The 17,019-nt window shown below is 44.8% G+C and carries 14 protein-coding genes and 2 pseudogenes; 4 read left to right on the top strand and 12 right to left on the bottom strand.

All coding sequences use genetic code 11. The features are described from left to right. Positions 1-6: 6 nt before the first annotated feature. From RFF05_RS13195 to RFF05_RS13180, 4 genes are read right to left on the bottom strand one after another with little or no spacing between them, the layout of a single operon-like run. On the bottom strand, positions 7-882 hold the full coding sequence (locus RFF05_RS13195) for a hypothetical protein (RefSeq protein ID WP_409967521.1): 876 nt from the start codon (positions 880-882) through the stop codon (positions 7-9). Between the two features lie 9 nt (positions 883-891). Continuing rightward, positions 892-1,896, bottom strand: a complete 1,005-nt coding sequence (locus tag RFF05_RS13190; protein WP_409967520.1) for a U32 family peptidase — start codon at positions 1,894-1,896, stop codon at positions 892-894. Positions 1,897-1,914: 18 nt separating this feature from the next. Then, positions 1,915-3,201, bottom strand: coding sequence for a radical SAM protein (locus RFF05_RS13185; protein WP_409967519.1), 1,287 nt, complete (start codon positions 3,199-3,201; stop codon positions 1,915-1,917). A gap of 22 nt (positions 3,202-3,223) precedes the next feature. Then, positions 3,224-3,976, bottom strand: coding sequence for a hypothetical protein (locus RFF05_RS13180; protein WP_409967518.1), 753 nt, complete (start codon positions 3,974-3,976; stop codon positions 3,224-3,226). A 220-nt stretch (positions 3,977-4,196) separates the two neighbouring features. Here RFF05_RS13180 and RFF05_RS13175 point away from each other — a divergent pair, with 220 nt between their 5' ends. Both RFF05_RS13175 and RFF05_RS13170 read left to right on the top strand, forming a co-directional pair. Continuing rightward, entirely contained in the window at positions 4,197-4,436 is a 240-nt protein-coding gene (locus RFF05_RS13175; protein ID WP_409967229.1) for a helix-turn-helix domain-containing protein, read from the top strand. Next, positions 4,424-4,684: pseudogene (locus tag RFF05_RS13170) on the top strand (sporulation initiation factor Spo0A C-terminal domain-containing protein); the annotation flags it as partial. The gene RFF05_RS13175 and the pseudogene RFF05_RS13170, both read left to right, overlap by 13 nt. Positions 4,685-4,738: 54 nt before the next feature. Here the strand turns inward: RFF05_RS13170 and istB are convergent. Continuing rightward, positions 4,739-5,461: an IS21-like element helper ATPase IstB gene (istB, locus tag RFF05_RS13165; protein WP_409967230.1), complete on the bottom strand. Its 723-nt coding sequence runs from the start codon at positions 5,459-5,461 to the stop codon at positions 4,739-4,741. Further along, the gene (gene istA, locus RFF05_RS13160; protein ID WP_409967410.1) at positions 5,454-6,947 is read right to left on the bottom strand and encodes an IS21 family transposase; all 1,494 of its coding nucleotides are present in this window, start codon (positions 6,945-6,947) and stop codon (positions 5,454-5,456) included. The genes istB and istA overlap by 8 nt, the downstream gene beginning before the upstream one ends. A 270-nt stretch (positions 6,948-7,217) precedes the next feature. Here istA and RFF05_RS13155 point away from each other — a divergent pair, with 270 nt between their 5' ends. Further along, entirely contained in the window at positions 7,218-11,474 is a 4,257-nt protein-coding gene (locus RFF05_RS13155; RefSeq protein ID WP_409967517.1) for a tetratricopeptide repeat protein, read from the top strand. 64 nt (positions 11,475-11,538) lie between these two features. Here RFF05_RS13155 and RFF05_RS13150 read toward each other — a convergent pair whose 3' ends face one another. Together RFF05_RS13150 and RFF05_RS13145 are read right to left on the bottom strand one after the other, a co-directional pair. Then, complete coding sequence (locus RFF05_RS13150; protein ID WP_409967516.1) at positions 11,539-12,714, bottom strand: hypothetical protein; 1,176 nt, start codon at positions 12,712-12,714, stop codon at positions 11,539-11,541. Positions 12,715-12,742: 28 nt separating this feature from the next. Beyond that, the gene (locus tag RFF05_RS13145) at positions 12,743-13,516 is read right to left on the bottom strand and encodes a Type 1 glutamine amidotransferase-like domain-containing protein (protein WP_409967515.1); all 774 of its coding nucleotides are present in this window, start codon (positions 13,514-13,516) and stop codon (positions 12,743-12,745) included. A 29-nt stretch (positions 13,517-13,545) separates the two neighbouring features. Here RFF05_RS13145 and RFF05_RS13140 point away from each other — a divergent pair. Then, positions 13,546-14,939, top strand: a pseudogene (locus RFF05_RS13140) (IS3 family transposase). Positions 14,940-14,993: 54 nt separating this feature from the next. On the opposite strand, the gene RFF05_RS13135 reads toward RFF05_RS13140, so the two are convergent. From RFF05_RS13135 to RFF05_RS13120, 4 genes are read right to left on the bottom strand one after another with little or no spacing between them, the layout of a single operon-like run. Next, on the bottom strand, positions 14,994-15,332 hold the full coding sequence (locus tag RFF05_RS13135; RefSeq protein WP_409967514.1) for a hypothetical protein: 339 nt from the start codon (positions 15,330-15,332) through the stop codon (positions 14,994-14,996). Between the two features lie 39 nt (positions 15,333-15,371). Next, positions 15,372-16,118, bottom strand: coding sequence for a hypothetical protein (locus RFF05_RS13130; RefSeq protein WP_409967513.1), 747 nt, complete (start codon positions 16,116-16,118; stop codon positions 15,372-15,374). Between the two features lie 15 nt (positions 16,119-16,133). Then, complete coding sequence (locus tag RFF05_RS13125; RefSeq protein WP_409967512.1) at positions 16,134-16,430, bottom strand: hypothetical protein; 297 nt, start codon at positions 16,428-16,430, stop codon at positions 16,134-16,136. Between the two features lie 4 nt (positions 16,431-16,434). After that, entirely contained in the window at positions 16,435-16,977 is a 543-nt protein-coding gene (locus RFF05_RS13120) for a metallophosphoesterase (protein WP_409967511.1), read from the bottom strand. Positions 16,978-17,019: the final 42 nt, after the last annotated feature.

Here is a 17,019-nt window from a genome sequence, read left to right as displayed (position 1 = left end):
GTTTCGTTAAAGTATTTGAAACACCACCCGATCAAACCCATGTAACATGGCTGGAATATTGGATGGATTGCTCACATAAAAAATGGTGTTGCCCTTTTGGAATAGGGTCTGGTCTGGATTTTGCGTCCGTTGTAATTCTAGTTCCAAACCTTGGCAGGTCTTTTGGCAATCCCCATCTCCCACCAAGAATTTTTCAGGACTGTTCAGCCCCATGGAGCGGAACAAACACACCCTCCCAGTGGTCAAATAATGATAGGGCCAATACAGGGAACGGCTTTGCTGGTTTTCAGGCACCGCAAACCCCACTTGGGGCAAATCGTATTCGAAGCGCATCATCTGCTGCGGCAATGCTTGACGCACATACCTACATTCCACACTGGGTGTGGTGGCATAGGCCATCCCAGTTTCACCGTAATACGCTTGCATTGCAGATTCATCGCCACGGGGGTCATGACTCAACTTGTCTAGCAATCGCCCTACAATCAAGGGCACCGATGGATAGTCAGTGTTTAACAGGTGTGCCACCCCCAAGTCATTGACAACCACCGCTCCTTGAAATCCAGCACCCATCAAATAGTCCATGGCTTCTCGCACACGCCCAATTCCACCATCGCTGACCACAGGGGTAACAAACACCGCTTCCAACCCATCATGTTGACAAATTGCCAACCAGCGCTTTAGTTGCGTACAATTAGGAATGCAATATTCGCAAAACTCATTGCCAAAATACAAGTAATGTAGCTCCTCTGGAACCACCTTTTTCATAGCCTCAGCAGCTTCTACCACGCCATTTTCTCCACCAGACCCAAAGGTCCATTGATACTCTGACAAGTTGGTTCCTTTGTATCGGCTCAAGTCATTTAGTAGAATTCCTATTTTCATAATACACCTCTATTTCATCATGCAAGAAAACCCATTTTTACACAGCATTTCCTTTCCGTACAATGCGCTGACCACTTGTTGCAAGACCACTCCATCCCCTGCTTGCGCCGCTTCAATGGCAGCTCTGGCCATACGTGTTTGATGGAGCCGTTCTTGCAAATCATGGCCACGGATAGACAGCTTGACCGCCGTTATATTCTCCACATCGCAAAGACTTAGCAGCGAGCAGGCTGTGCAACAAAAGCTCGGGGTGCAATACCCCAGTTCCTTGGGTTCATCTTGGGTCCACTTGCGATAGAGAGCCTCTTGTTGATGCAACGTTTCTTCCTTGCTTTGGGGTAACAAAGCACCCTCCGCGGCATAAAACCCACTGGAAAACCTGTCTTTACAAATGGGGGTAAAGGCATGGATGCTACGGCAATACCCATCGTCATACAGACATTTGTTGGAGAAAATAAAGTATTCAAACTCAATGTGTGGAAAGGCCAATGCCATGGTTTTGATTTCTGCTGTAGCCATGTGTCGAGGCAAAACAATCCGTTCCACATTTGGAAATTGCAAATAAAACGCCACTGCCTCGGTGTTGGTCACTTGACTCAAACAGCTGATGGACACAGCCATCTGGGGGAAATGGGTGTTTAAAAAAGCAATCGTCCCCACGTCGCTCACAATCAGCTTTTTCACGCCAGCCTGTGCTAGTTCACCGACATAGCGGTGCAAATCCTCATAGAGATATTCTGGGTAATACTTGGCATTCAAGGTTAGAAACAGCGTACATTGATGGATATCCGCTTGGGCAACAACTGCCTTCAATTCCTCGTAATCCGTCACATTTGAGGATAGAACATTACGGTTATTCAACGGGACAGCTGGGCAGCCAAATTGCTCAAAATCAGCATTATCGCTGTATTTTTCAACCCACCAAGGAGGCAGATACCCACAAAAAAATTCCGCACCATAGATAGAGAGGGGTGCAATATCTGCGGCAGATGTAATAGGGCAGAGTATGTTCATAAGAGAGGCTCCTTTCCTTTAGCTCCATTCACTGATGGATTGTTCAGATGGTCGCCAAGTCAAACCGTATTCACGTTTATCAATATTGCAATAGCGGCAAAATGGCGTTGGGTTTTTCAAAAACTCAAAAATTTCTTGGGCAGATTGAGCCTGATGAATGTCAATGGAATCATCAGAACTCAATGCAAGATTTTTGTTGAAAAATCGGTTGTAATGCTGTATGTTGGCCATGGTGGCGCAAGGATACAATCTACCATGTGCGCAAAATACGCACGCATTAGGTCTGGGGCAGTGCATGAAGTTTTCAATGGGGCGCTGTTGCCCTTTTTCATCCAAGGACAGTTTCCACAACTCTTCTCGCACGCCTTCCCCACTGAAACTAATATAGGGCACGTGATATTGCTCTGCCAACGCTTTCCCTGCTTCATAATCCACATCAACGGGATACTGTGTCACGCCAATTTCAATATTGTGCAAAGCGCAAGTTTTCCAAAAAGTCGGTGACATTTTCTCTAACAAAATCCCATTTGTCACAATGCGAATGGTGGTGTCTGGGAAATACGCTCTGGCAATGGCTCCAAACTGCTCCGCCTGAGGATGCAGTAGGGGTTCCCCGCCCAAAAGGTTGATAAATCTGGCTCGTTTCTTTGTCAAAAACGATAAACGGGCAATATCTTTGCGGAACTCCTCTACATCTAAAAAGGATTCTTCTGCCAGGGGTGCAAAATGGGTGCAACCCCGACATTTCAGATTACAGTGATCCACCAGATGGAACTCAAAATGGAAGTCATACGCCGTGGGTCGCAGTTGGCGTTGCAGGCAATTGCGCAAGGTCTGCATTTCTCCAATGGCTGTTTGGTGTAAGTCCCACAACGCCTCATGCAACTGGGCTGGCGTATACAATTCATTGCAAATCGCCTCTAAAGTCGCCTCAGAAACAAAACACACCTGACTATATCCCAAGGTTTGTGCCAAAGAAGCCACCTGACCACCTTGCCCATTTTCCAATACCAGCAATGGCACCTGCCGTTCTTCCATTGGAATGGCATCCAATCGCACAACAGGGGTACCCCCAATAGTGGTGTCCATCATCATATCTGTTTCGGAAAAAGCGTTGCGTTTGCACATCCGACGAGATGGGATTTTTCCACATTCTTGGGGTGGCACTGTCATTTTCTCCACAGCCACATAGGCGATTTTTTTACCCAGAGTTCTGCAATATGCCATCAATGGCTCTGTGGCCATATCCACACCAAACACAATCACGGAGTCATGAGGTTGTAAATTAGTTTTGAAATGCTTCATAAGAATCATCCTTTCTATGTTTCTAAATTTGTAAAAACCCATCTAGTGCCCTAGGCATTACCTCCTGGCGCACCTGCTTTCTCTGCTTTGTCAGCGTCTCTGGCACTGTCACCAACGATTGTTGTAACAACGCATTATCAGAGATACAGAACACCACGCTAGCTTCAATGCCTGCACAAGTGGCAGATTTTAAAACAGCGGCACTCTCCATATCCAGCACTCTGCACCCCATTTTTTGAAATGCAGGAATATGCCGAAATTGGGAGTATAGTGTTTCCACACTGATACCTCGCTCCCTATGCACCGTGCCATGCAAAGCATCCGCAAGGGTTTGTTGCATCCCTAGGTGTGGGCGATATTCTTGCCCATAGCAATCCACTCCGCAATCATCACTCAAATAGCGGCACAAGCCATCTGCACTGACCATGGCCTCAGGCACAACCCAGTCTCCAACCTCAATGGTCTCATCCACACTACCAGCCGAGCCAATAAACAGTAGCTTTTGGCAGGGTGTTTCCTGTAGTGCCATGACAACATCGGCGCAAATACCAGCCCCAACACCTGCCACGATGTACGTAAAATTCCGTTGATTAAACATGCAATTCCAGATAGACAGCCGTCCATCTCCTATAGGCACGGCATCAAGAATACCCACTGACTCTGGTTGCCAGCACGGTGCCAAAACCACGTGCTTTTGCACTGCATCTAAAGGGCATCCCAAAATAAATGTGCTAAGCTGGGCTTTGGAAAATCCATACTTTTGAAAATACACCATAAAAAAGCCCTCCTTTCATTTACAGTATACTGCAAATGTGTCTTTGTCAACTTAAAAATACACAAAAAGGGCGCGTAAAAGTGCATAGGGTCAGCGTTGGGGAATAACATTAGCGAGAAAAAACTTAAAAAATTGCTGAAAAATGTCGAAAACGGAAGTGGGCTTCCTGTTATTTGCTAAATTCTTCTTGTATAATGAAAACAAGAAGGAGGTGTGCACAATGGCTAGAAATGAACTTGGCGTTGCTTTAAAAGGGTTCCGTATAGAACAAGGGATGACGCAGGAAATGGTAGAGGGTCGCAGTGGAATTTCTGTTAGAACAATTCGGGATGCAGAGCGAGGAAGCAAAGATACAAAAATGAGTACACTTCAAACATTGGGCAATGTATATGGCATGGAACTGGGGTTTTACCCAAAAACCTTTCAGATGGAGAGGGGTGAGTTGCAATGGGTAGCGTAGACATTGCAGAAATTTACAGCCTGCTTTACTCCTTAGGCATCACCGCCAACTATCGAGGTTTTTTCCATACCAGCTACGCCGTCTATCTCGTCATACAAAATCCAGAAAGGCTGCTCCTCATCACCAAGTGGCTGTACCCAGAGGTAGCCAAACACTATAAAACCACTTGGCAATGCGTTGAGCGCAACATTCGCACAATCACAGAGCTTATTTGGATACACAATCGAATTTTGTTAGAGCAGATGGCGCACCATCCTATGGAGAAAAAACCTAGGAATGGTGCTTTTTTGTCCCTTCTAGCCTCAACGCTCACGTTGCCTGGACATGGATTGTGTCAAGCGGTAGCTCTCCCCAGAGAAGATGACTATGTGCGAATGGTGTACCAAGCGGTCAATGAGAGCTGCCGTCAAGCGGTTATCCCCAAAGACTGTATTCCATTGAGAGAATTCCAGATTGGATGTAATGATGAGGCTTTTCCGCTCATAACAGTCGGCAATCACTTGGAATAACAGCTCTGCTGCCGCTTTGTGCAACGGTACAAAACCAATTTCATCAATGACCATTAACTGCACCTTTTTTAGCGTAGATAAGAAACTGTTCAAGGTGCCCTTGTTGTTCTTTTCCAATAAAATATTGGCAAGAGATGCAGCTGTAAAGAAGCGAACAGGCCGTCCTTCTTGGCAGGCGTTCAACGCCAGAGCTGTGGCAAGATGGGTCTTGCCTGTCCCAACGGCGCCCATAAAAATAAGGTTTTCCTTGGGTGCCAAAAATTGCAAATCTTCCATATACTCTCGTGTTAGTCCAACTGGCAGTGCTATTTCATTGCGCCAAGTGAAGTCATCCAAGGTTTTTAGCACCCCAAATCCTGCACTTTTTACCATGCGGTTAATGCGGTTTATTTCTCGTTCTCGCAACTCCAGTTGTAATAAATCGGTTAGATATTGCTCATTATTTCGGTATTCCACACTTGTCCACTCTTTTGCCAAACCACCTAATTTCAAGGTTTTCATGTATTGCTCAACCATGTAAATCACCTCCTATCAATCCGTCGTAAGCGCTCAAATTTGGCGTGTAATGTAGGTCAGGCGTGGTAATATCCAAAGTCAACGGCTCTGGTCGGTGTTCCTTTTTGGCAATCATGTAGTAGCATTGGCGGACACTATCCGCATCGGTGCGGCCATTCTCATGCGCCAACTCTAGCACTTCGTCGCAAAAGGTGGCGTTGCCATCTTGGACGATTTCATCCAGTAATTGTAGCGCACTTTTTCGTGCCTGTCCTTGGGCTTGGTGGAGATGCTGTTGCCAAAGAGGTGGCATTTGGTTGAAGAATCGAGTGTGAGATACCCCGCCAGGCTTTCTGCATAAAACGCCAACATACTGTTTCCAATCATAGTACTCTTGGTGTGTTTCATAACTTCTTTTATAACTTCCAACTAAGGTATGGTCATGGTAAAATTCAATGCAGTCATAATAAATTTTCGCTTGCACAATCTCTCGACTCAGCGCTGGTGACAGACCATACTTATTGGTGTCAATGGTGACAAAGCCATATTTATTCACCGCCAAGCTTTCGTAACGGAACACCGAAAAAGGGTGCTCTGGCAGGGGTAGTAGCGCCTCACGATCTGCTTCCCACAGTTCCTGTATCTCAATCTGATGCTTGTAATGGAGACGCTGTGCATCCTGCTCGCACCAGTCGAAAAGCTGTTCGTTGAAGGTATCGAAGGAGGTAATGGTCGGCACAGGAACAAAGGCGTTTCTGCGGCTATATCCCACTTTATTCTCCACGTTGCCTTTCTCGTTGCCAGCGGCAGGATTGCAGAATTCAGCCTTAAATCGGTAATGCAGCATGAATCGGGTGAATCCATCGGTCAGCACTCGTTCACCATGGTCTAGGACCTTCACCACGGCGGTAGACATATTGTCGAAGCGGATGACGGGTGGCACGCCACCCATGTGCTCAAAAATCTGCTTCATGCCTTCTAGCAAGCATTCTTGGTTTTGGGCTGGGAAATCTTGGGTGTATCCCTTGTTGGAATTGGGGAAGGACAGGGTTAGGGCGTAGCCTGTCCGCACTTTGGATGAGGCGTCGTTGTAGATGTGCTCGCCAAAATCCACTTGCCCACTGCCGTGGGGATGCGCCAGAGGCAGATAACCATCGGTTTGGCTGCTCATGGCGAATTTCTTCTTGCGCACATAACGCTTTACGCTGGAGTAGCTACCGAGGAATTTTTCTTCATCTCGTAAACGGCAATAGATTCGCCAAATTGTGTGTCGTTGCTTGCGTGGAATTTTGGTGTCATCCTCTAACCATTGGTCTATGATAGGGATGAAATCCCCTAAAATTGGATAGCTTTCTGCTTGAATGTTGGGTAGATGCTCATCGTTCCAGTCGTCTTTATGGGCGTACTTGCGCACCGTGCGATAATTGAGTCCTGTGATTTTTGCGATTTCATTGAGACTTTTCTCTTGGTTTTCGTACAAATCTTTGATATAATTCTTTTGAGCCATTCTTATCACCTTTCCGCTACCTCCTTAGTTCTAGACAAACTAATGGTAGCTCTTTTTTGAGGTGCTGACAATGGCTCTTTTTTTACGAGCCCAACCTATGCACTTTTCGCGCCCTTTTTCGGTACTTTTATTTTAGTGGAAACATGCAAATGAAAAAAAGGCGAAAAAACCATTTATAAAATGGAATCTTTTTAAAAATATGCTGAAAAAACTGGAAGCTCATGGTATACTGTATCGTATAAAAATCACAGTATGTAGGGGGTATGTGCCATGAAGAATATGCAAAAGCGAGAAAGGTTGGCAGATGGAACCACTTTGGGGACTTATACCATTGCGGGGTATGTCGGTGAAGGGCGCAACGCTTTGACGTATAAGGCGTTGACTGGATCTACTTTTTGTATCATCAAAGAGTATTTCCCTGGATTTTCACAAGGGAAACCCCAGATGACACGGGCGCAAGATGGAATATCTGTAATATTCGCCAATACCTATAGCCAGCCAGAAGAACAACAAATTAAAGATAAAATTGCGCATATCGTTGCCATTGAACAGGAAAATATCAGCCGCGTGCGCCACCTAGATGAAAATAACAATCCCGATGTATTCAATGCCACCTTGTTGCCTGAGGGGATTATCCCAAACACCTTGGCTCGCTACATGGTAATTGAGACAGAGGCCGGGGAATGCTTAGACCAAGTGGACTTTTCTACTCTTGAAACTGCGGCAGAACGGATTGTGGACAAGCTTAATGTGATAAAAAATATTGCCACCACCGTCAACCACATCCATACCGCTGGATTGCTGCATTGCGACTTAAAACCAGCTAACATCTACCTTTCTAAACAATCCTTAGATATCCGCCAGCGCCCTGGTGACCGCTGTGCCATTTTATTAGATTATGGCTCAGCCTTGCCAATGGAAGAGGAGGTGGTTTCTTGCACAGATTTTCAGCGTGTGACATACAGCCCAGGCTATGCCGCCCCCGAACTGACGGCTCTGAAAAGCATTGTCTCACCACGGCAATTTCAAGAACGGATACAATCCATTGGCCCTCACACCGACGTGTACGCATTGGTTGTGATATTAGCGGAACTGCTATGTGGCAAACACACTCATACCCCATGGACTGATGTTTTGTTGACGGAAGATATGCAGGCCATGCCACAGAGTGTACGAGATGAACTACAAGCGCTCTTCAATGATATCCGCCAAGATGTGGAAAGTCGAAAAAAAGTCCTTTCCGATACAACTGCGTTGGTGCATCGTTTGGAGGCGTTAATCTCCTTGGTGGAGCGTCGCCCTTACTTGGCTCCCCAACATATTTCTGGTGTCCCCAATTATTTCGGACGCACAGAGGAGCAAGCGGTCTTGTCTTCGCTGCTAGAAGATCACCGCATCGCCTTTATTTGCGGTATGGCAGGCATAGGGAAAAGTGAACTATCTGGGCAATATTATCTGAGTCACAAAGAAAAATACACCCATGTGGTGCGTATTTATTATATTGACGATTTGGCAGATGCCTTGATGACTTCCGCTCCCGTCAATAACGTGTATTATCCAGAGGGCGAAAGCCGAGCAGCGCAATTTGAGAGATATTTCTGCGCCTTATGCAATGTTGTTAACTCCAAAACCTTATTTATTATTGAAAACTTCAACACCAAGGATGATAAAAACCTGCAACGATTCTTGGGCTTAGATGCGCATTTTATATTCAGTAGTCGCCATGATTTCACCAAGAACAAGCGCTATGGCCAGTGTGCGATGCATCTCCAGCCAGAGCGAGACCTGGCCGCCTTAAAGAATCTTTTCTACCACCATGCCCCAAAAAGATTACGTGGCGACCATCAGGCAGAAAAGCAAGTAGAAGAACTCATTCAAGTGCTCCACAAGCACACGCTAGCGATTATTTTGTCTGCCAGTCAGCTCAGTGAGTGTCCCCTTATTTCTCTGGAAGCATTACTGGCGCGGATGACGGATGTTGGCATCAATACTGGCTATACCACAGAAGTTGACCATTACCATGATGATGAATTGCATACAGATGTGGCATATGGACACATTAAAGCCCTGTTCAACTTTAGAACGGTCACAACCGCAGAGTTAGATCACTTAAAAGTACTGTGTTACGTGCCTTATAGCGGTGTGAATGATAGAATATACTTGGCACGCTGTGGATATTTGGGAGATGATGCAATCGTCGCCTATAATTCCCTAAGCTCCTTGATTCGCAGCAACTGGGTTAACAAAGACGAAGAAACAAGCACCCTATCCCTCCACCCCATCATCAGCGAAGTGGTTTGGAATGAAGTAAAACCCAGCGTGGAGGAAAAGTATTTTCAAAATTATTTGATGGTTCTAATAGGTGATTATTATAATTATTTAATTCGCGAGTTTGGAGAAACGGATTCTCTTAATAGTGAAAAACGCCTTGAATTTTATTCAGCACAAAGATTTGAGATAATGGAAATAACTCATGAATTCTATGCCCCCCCTATGTCAGGCCTTTACCTTTCCGACATCGAACGCGCTGAAGCAAGGAATTTATTTTCTTTTATTGCAAAACGAATTTTTGAACGAACTGCTATAGCCGGCTATTTTCTTATTGAAATAGCTACAGCACTCAACAATATATTTTGTAGTGATGAAGCTTGCCTTATTGCTGAACAAGTAGAAAAAATATATAGAGAGTTATATCCAGATGCCATATGTCCAACACATGAACGAGATAGTGTCATTTCTGTTTATGACCGTATTGCAGCTATTCATCGTAGTAAGGGCGATACTGCGTATAGTCTTAAACACACCTTAAAAAATAATCCACACCAGAAAGGATTTAGTAGTGATTATAATCAATGTTGCTATACAGTGCAAAAAGAATTTACTGCAGAAATAGCAGCTATCGATCAGAAATGGAAATTCCAGAGGTGTCATGAGGCGAAGAATGTTATTTGCGACAGGAGTAGTGACCATGAAGCCAAAGGAAATGCGTTAATTAGGCTTGAAAATTACGATGAGGCGTTGGAAAATTATTTACAGGAACTTGCTATTCTAAAACAGTTGTCTTCCAATAAAGCGTCTGACAGACTTGCTGCATGTTATACACGTATTGCCAAGGCACAATATAGTCTTTCACGCTACGAAGAGTCGATAGATGCCTTAGAAATGGCAGTGTCGATACGAAAAAACCGCGCTTATTCAGAAACATGTCTTGATTTACTTAAGGACTACAGCCTTATTGGTTTTGTATTAGAACAACTTTCTTATTATGAACGGGCACTAAAGGCTTTTCAAGAGGCACTTGTTATTCGAGAACGACGTGTTTCAGATGAAAAGCGCTTTGATCCTGAAAATATTGTGTTAGCAACTGACTATATTAAAATTGGGAATATTTTAAGCAATCTTTCTCGATATGAGGAAGCTCTGTACTATTACCAACAAGCACTGAAAACTCAAAAAGAGAGATTACCTCATGGAAGCCAGTCTAGTTTGGTTCATAATTATTTCAACATCGGCAATACGCTAAGTAATCTTTTGAATCATGAGGACGCGCTTGAAAGTTATCAACAAGCGCTCATCCTTTGTCAACACCGGTATCCCGAAGGGGATCTCGGTGATTTGGCTACAAGTTATAATAATGTAGGCTACACTTTGTGTGACCTTTCCCGGCAAGAAGAAGCCTTAGAATACTTCCAATACGCACTTTCAATTTGGAAGGAACTTTATCCCGATGAATTGCATCCTAGTTTAGCTTCTTGTCTTAATAATATTGCTTGCACCCTTAATGAACTATCACGTTACGAAGAAGCCTTAGAGAACTATCAGCAACTATTATTTATCCAAAAACAACTTTACCCCGATGCCATTCACACTGACTTAGGTGACACTTATTGCACGATTGGATCTATACTATATGCGCTCTCATCTTATGAAGAAGCGCTAGAAAACTTCCATCACGCACTTCATATCTGGAAACAGCTTCCTCTCGAAGATGTGTATCCTGACCTGACTTGTGTTTATCAAAATATTGCTTCTACTCTTGGACAATTATCACGTTACGAAGAAGCCTTAGAGAACTATCAGCAACTATTATTTATCCGAAAACAACTTTATCCTGATGGCATACATGACGATGTAGCAAGTAACTACTTTTCTATTGGCTGCACTTTATACGCATGTTGTCAATATGAAGCTGCGATGAAAAATATAACTCAAGCACTGTTCATTCAAAAGCAACTCTATACCAGTGAAATAAATGCTGCTATCGCTACAAGTTATAGCACTATCGGAAAGGTACTAGTACAATTGTTGCGCTATGAAGAAGCCTTGGAACATTACCAACATGCATTCGAGATTCGGAAAGCACTGTATCCTGACGGGATGCATTTTGACCTATTCAAAAGTTATCACTATATTGGACGGATATTAGAGATACTTTCTCGTCATGACGAGGCACAAAAATATTCGAAACAGGCACAGCGTATTCAAGACTATCTCAATCTTCACCTCCCTCAGAATTGGGATTTATAATACTTGATATTTCATATGGAAAATAGTCCTGCCAGCAAATAATTCTTGTTGGCAGGACTATTTTTCATAAACCCACCGACTTAGTCAGTGGACAAAAGCTTATATCTACAGAGAAAATACGTGCTGTCAAAAGTTTGTCTGTCCCCCCTTTTATACTACAGAGTGTGTCAGGAAACGCCGGCGTTATATTCATCGCCGCCAGTAGCAAGCCGCATAGGAAACTGTTGCTCCAGAGGTGTGGGCTGTAGGAAATAAATGGCAATGGTACACTGGTGAACAGGGGCACGCCCATATTTTGGGCGAAAAAGGCGATGGTTTGCAACATCAAATAGGCGATGATGGCCAGAGCCAGAAACCGAGGCACCCCGTACAACGGGTGGGCTTTGCGTAGGCAGAGATAGAAAAAGCCCAGAAACAACGCTGCCACAGCGATGATAACCCAGAGACCGAAATTGTTGCTCAAATAGGCCAAGAAGCCCGTCTCATAAAAGGGGTATTGGGTTGCGTTATCCAACCCTTGTGCCAAATTTCCTTGCCCAAACCAGACAGATTCACGCAACAAGCTTTGCATCAACAGTGGGCGATAGCCACTGCCCAAGGGGTCTAGTTCTGGGTGAAACCAGTCATCCACGCTCCAAAACAAATACTCCATTTTCCAAAACGCACCTGCCAACACAGCCACGATGCCCATCCCAATGGTGGCTAAGAAATAGCGAAGCTTGTCCCCAAACCACCCGGTCAAGGTGCCGTAGCACAACAGGGTCATGACCACCACAAACAGTGCCAACATATAGAAATAACCGCCCATAGTGCCACTGAGGAACACCAACACCAAACAGCCCACTCCACAAGCGGCCAGCCCCACAAACCCGGTGCCTTCACACATATACACCAGCAAGGCCGTCGCTACCAGCAACCAGGGCATGAACAGATAGGCTTCCAGTTTTAACGTGAAAAACAGTTTCACCACGCTGACCAGCCCCACACTTAAAAAAGCCCAACCGGGATACTGGATCAGCAACCTAATGAGATGGTGCCCAAACAGCGCAACTACCGCCAATATTGCAAAGCCAATTACATACCGCCCCATCCCAAAGGCGCCACTTTCGCTGAGAGTGGTGCCTAATTGGCTTTCGCTGACAATCTCAATGCCCAGCGCCAAACCTGTCAGCACACCACAGTAAATCAGCAACAGCCATGATGTGAATTTCTCCACCGATAGTCGTTTTCCTTGTTCCATTTTCTTTCTCCTTTTTGGGGATTTTCTCTTATAGCCGCAACACCTCATCGTTTGCTACGCTGTAAAGTTGCTCATAACCAGCCAACTCTTCTTCCGTGGAATTGGCGATGAAAAACCCTAACTCTTCTTCTGTGTAATGCGGAATCACCGAGCCTTGGAAGAGCCCCAACGCTGTAAAATCTGTCATGGTGTAGCAATTCTTGTCAAACTCTAGTGCTAGCGCTATATCTACGCCTGCTAACATCGCACCAGCGCTGGCGCCAATGTAGGTGGCACCGTTGGCCACGTTGCGTCGGATGTAGGGGATTAAGGCTTTGCTTTTGGGCGTTGACCTTTCCCGACGCAGATGGTGTAGAATTGAAAAGGTGTTGCCCTCGGTGACATAGATATAATCCACCGTTTCAGGCAATGCCAAATCGTCAGAGTAGAAGATGTTGCCTCGCTGAAAGCCCATGTTTTCACAGGCCTGCACTACCACTTTTTGGATAGAATGAGGCGGACAGCGATTTAAGAGCACCAACAAAATACTTTTGGAGGACAGGTCTTCCCCGTCTAATTCCTTAGCAATCAAGGCGGCACCTTCTTGGGTGTTCAGCCCTTGGGATGTGAGAATCAAGTTCCCTCTGGCTGGGGTGTCCATGTCAATCTCCACTGGTTCTTTGGGGGCATTTTCATCGTAAAAGGGGTTTCGTTGGGTGCCATAGGTCAAGGTGACAGCGTGGGGTGCGCCGTTTTCATCGTGGCAGATACAGTCCTCATCGCCAAGCTGTGTAGTGTACCGACCCCCAAAAGTTAGACCCAAAAATCTAACGATTGGGGGTCGGTATTTTCATGGCAAAATACAGTTTTGAATTTAAGAAGCAAGTAATCATGGCATACGAAAACCAGGAAGGCGGATATGAATCTTTAGCGAAGAAATATGGTATACCATCACTAACCACAGTAAAAATCTGGCACAAGTCATACAAAGAGTTTGGTGATGATGGACTGGTTCGCTCCAGAGAAAACAAAAGCTATCCTTTCGATTTTAAGCTTTCTGTGGTAGAATTATATCTAACAACAGAAATATCGTATCAGGAACTGGCTTTGAAGATGGGCATCAATAATCCATCTTTAATTACCCGTTGGGTGAATGACTTCCGCATAGCAGGTCCTGCTGCGCTTCGGGAAAAGAGCAAAGGACGGCGACCAAAGATGGCTAAACCTGAGAAAATAGACCATACAGACGACCATGGGGCATATTTAAAGCAGCTTGAAGATGAGAATCTAAAGTTGTGAATTGAGGTTGCCTATTTAAAAGAATTGAGGAGGTTGCGCTTGGAAGAAGAAGCACAGAACAAAGAGCAAGAAGTATCTGCGACCTCCGGTGATTGTTCCAATTAAAAGATATTCTTGCGGTCTTAAAGTTTCCAAAAGCAACCTATATGTATTGGCAGAAGCGATTTGACAAGGAAAATCCAGACAAAGAAATTGAAGAAAAAATCCTTGAAATTCGCGATGAACACAAGGATTTTGGCTATCGTAGAATTTTGGGTGAGCTTAGGAAAGCAGGCTGGCACGTCAACAAAAAGAAAGTCCAACGGCTGGTGCAAAAGCTTGGTTTGCAAGTGAAATCCTACACACGCAAGAGCCGAAAATACTCGTCTTACAAAGGGATTGTGGGCAGAATTTGCAAAAACTGGGTCAAAAGACGGTTCAACACCAACATTGTGCATCAAAAAATCACAACAGATACGACTGAGTTTAAGTATTACACATTTGACGGCAACGGTAAATTGATAACGAAAAAGTTATATTTAGATCCATTCTTGGATATGTTCAACGGCGAAATTTTAAGCTATAGCAATACCAAAACACCATCGGCAGAAGGCATTATGGCTGCGTTAAATGAGGCCATCGAGGTCACCAGCGACTGCAAATTCAGAAGAACTTTTCACTCGGACAGAGGCTGGGCATACCAAATGAAACGCTATTCTAGGACACTGAAAGAGAACCGCATCTTCCAAAGCATGTCTCGGAAAGGCAACTGTCTGGACAACTCTGTGATGGAAAATTTCTTTGGTCTTCTGAAGCAAGAAATCTATTACGGCAATACGTTTTACAGTTTTGATGAATTGAAATTAGCCATAGAAAACTTCATTGATTATTACAATAGCAAGCGCACAAAGCAGAAGCTAGGTTATTTCAGCCCTGTAGAATACAGACTGAAGTATCTTGCTGCATAAAAATAACGTAGCAGCCGCAGCTGCTACGTTATCAAGTCTAACTTATTGGGGTCACTACATAGTGGTGGCAAATGTCAGGCGTTTTTGCTCTTCATCTTGCCAGAAAAAACCTTGCTCCGTCAGAGTTTTTGGATGCGTATCAAGGCATTGCAACACTAAAAACTCCTCATCTCGATCTAAGGTGCATTTGCGCAAACAAGACAAAAACCAATCTGTATCTACCTGCTCACGCAGGGTGCCTACCCCTGCTTGTGCAACGTAGTAATCCCCCTGTTCTTCCGTCAGCACGTTATAATAGTCTCCGCTCTCTAGGATGTAAAAAGCGTTGATATGGAGCGTTTCTCGCAACACACGAGAGGTGGTGCCCCAGCCGATGATATATGGATGTTCCATGGATGGCTCCTTTCTATTTTCGATCGAACCTCGCACTGTTTAGAATCCCAAGATATAAGTCATCGACTCTGGGCGTTGGTGGAATCCTGCGCCAAACACAATGAGGCCATCAGGGTCTGCAATGAGATGCAACTCTTTGGTTGCCATGTCAATCACAGCGATGTCGGTATCTGCTGGCACCATGTAATAGGCGATGAGTTTGTGGAGAGGCGGGTGGTTTTCAAGAGCATCGCTGGCACCAATGGCAGCACGAAACACGCTTCCTTTGGGCGCTACCCCTGCACTAAAATACGCAAGGGTTGTTTCAGGTTTAAATCCAAAGATGTCGCTGATTTCTAGGTTAATGAATCCACCATCAAGTTGTTGGATAAAATGCATAAGCACCCGTGTTACAGGGCGGAAGCCAGCATCTTTAGGTAGGGAAAATGTGTCCAGATAGGTGTCCATCTGTCTAGCATCATAGGACACCCCTTCTTCTAACCAAATATCCACATTGGACTTGATTTCATCACAGGGCTTTCCAAGACAAATGCACAACGTGTATGGTGCCCATTTTAATTCGGCGAGCAGGTTTTTCACCGCTGGTACTCCATTTTCTACAATCACACAGGTAATGTCTTGATAGAAAAAGTGAGGGCAGATTGGCGTTAAGACCACTGTGTCAAACCCATCATCCCCAGACTGTACCACACGCTTCAAAACTGGTTCACCAGCATCATCTATCTGTATAATACAGGTTTCTTTCAAGGTCATATTTTCTAATTCTTTACTCCAATCGTACATCATGGTGCAACCTCCTAGTTATATCTCTTCTATGAGTTCATTGGTAATCATGTTTCGCACTTGGTAGAACACAGCCGTCTGATCATTCCAGCTATCTTTGTCTTGGTGGAGATGCCCAAAATACCAGCGTCCATAGTCCACACGGACACGAAGCCATTCTAAGAACCTGCGTTCTTCAAAGGAATCACGCATCACATAGCCAAAGTCACCGCAAATAAACAGCTTATCACCGTCATTCAATGTGCGGTCAATGGCAGAGTTTGGATTCAAAAAATAGTTGCGTTCTCCATGGCAATCGCCTGTGACATAAAGCATAAAGTCATCCCTCCTTTTCGGGTTCATACCATCGGGAAAATACTTCTAGAATTTGCGTGACGCCAACAGGGGCATAGTTGTTGGCATCAACACCAACGTCATACATCAGTCGCCCGTTCTGAATGTTCTCTTGATTATAAGCGCCATCGGTGTGAATGTGACCGTGCAAATGAAAACTCCCACGACGCTGATGGTTCCATTCCGCAAAGGGATAATGACAGAGAACAAACCAATGCCCCTCGGCGTTCAGTTCATAGTAATCTTTTACCCACTCAAAGCCGTCCACTTGGTAGAAACGGGCAAAGCGATCGTGATTGCCACGAATGAGATATTTCTTTCCGTTGAGCCTAGCCAGCAAATCGGGGACATAAGTAATACCCTTTAGGGTGAAATCTCCCAGAATATAGACCTCATCCTCCTGCCCCACAACACAGTTCCAGTTATGGATAAGGCTGGCGTTCATCTCCTCAACGTTTTGAAATGGGCGACCTGTCATTTTGATAATGTTATCGTGATGGAAGTGCAAATCAGAAGTAAAATAAATCATAATACGTCCCCTTTCTATGGTATGGTAACGCAAATCTTCAGC

Source organism: Bengtsoniella intestinalis (genome assembly GCF_039719005.1).
GTDB classification, from domain to species: domain Bacteria; phylum Bacillota; class Clostridia; order Oscillospirales; family Oscillospiraceae; genus Oscillibacter; species Oscillibacter intestinalis.
The sequence above is the reverse complement of the archived record's forward strand: the minus strand, read 5'-3'. Positions and strand labels throughout refer to the sequence as shown.

Bases quoted from the DNA above. Each gene is read 5' to 3' on its own strand.
- RFF05_RS13195 (WP_409967521.1), bottom strand. From the start codon at position 882: ATGAAAATAGGAATTCTACTAAATGACTTGAGCCGATACAAAGGAACC.
- RFF05_RS13190 (WP_409967520.1), bottom strand. From the start codon at position 1,896: ATGAACATACTCTGCCCTATTACATCTGCCGCAGATATTGCACCCCTC.
- RFF05_RS13185 (WP_409967519.1), bottom strand. From the start codon at position 3,201: ATGAAGCATTTCAAAACTAATTTACAACCTCATGACTCCGTGATTGTG.
- RFF05_RS13180 (WP_409967518.1), bottom strand. From the start codon at position 3,976: ATGGTGTATTTTCAAAAGTATGGATTTTCCAAAGCCCAGCTTAGCACA.
- RFF05_RS13175 (WP_409967229.1), top strand. From the start codon at position 4,197: ATGGCTAGAAATGAACTTGGCGTTGCTTTAAAAGGGTTCCGTATAGAA.
- istB (WP_409967230.1), bottom strand. From the start codon at position 5,461: ATGGTTGAGCAATACATGAAAACCTTGAAATTAGGTGGTTTGGCAAAA.
- istA (WP_409967410.1), bottom strand. From the start codon at position 6,947: ATGGCTCAAAAGAATTATATCAAAGATTTGTACGAAAACCAAGAGAAA.
- RFF05_RS13155 (WP_409967517.1), top strand. From the start codon at position 7,218: ATGAAGAATATGCAAAAGCGAGAAAGGTTGGCAGATGGAACCACTTTG.
- RFF05_RS13150 (WP_409967516.1), bottom strand. From the start codon at position 12,714: ATGGAACAAGGAAAACGACTATCGGTGGAGAAATTCACATCATGGCTG.
- RFF05_RS13135 (WP_409967514.1), bottom strand. From the start codon at position 15,332: ATGGAACATCCATATATCATCGGCTGGGGCACCACCTCTCGTGTGTTG.
- RFF05_RS13130 (WP_409967513.1), bottom strand. From the start codon at position 16,118: ATGATGTACGATTGGAGTAAAGAATTAGAAAATATGACCTTGAAAGAA.
- RFF05_RS13125 (WP_409967512.1), bottom strand. From the start codon at position 16,430: ATGCTTTATGTCACAGGCGATTGCCATGGAGAACGCAACTATTTTTTG.
- RFF05_RS13120 (WP_409967511.1), bottom strand. From the start codon at position 16,977: ATGATTTATTTTACTTCTGATTTGCACTTCCATCACGATAACATTATC.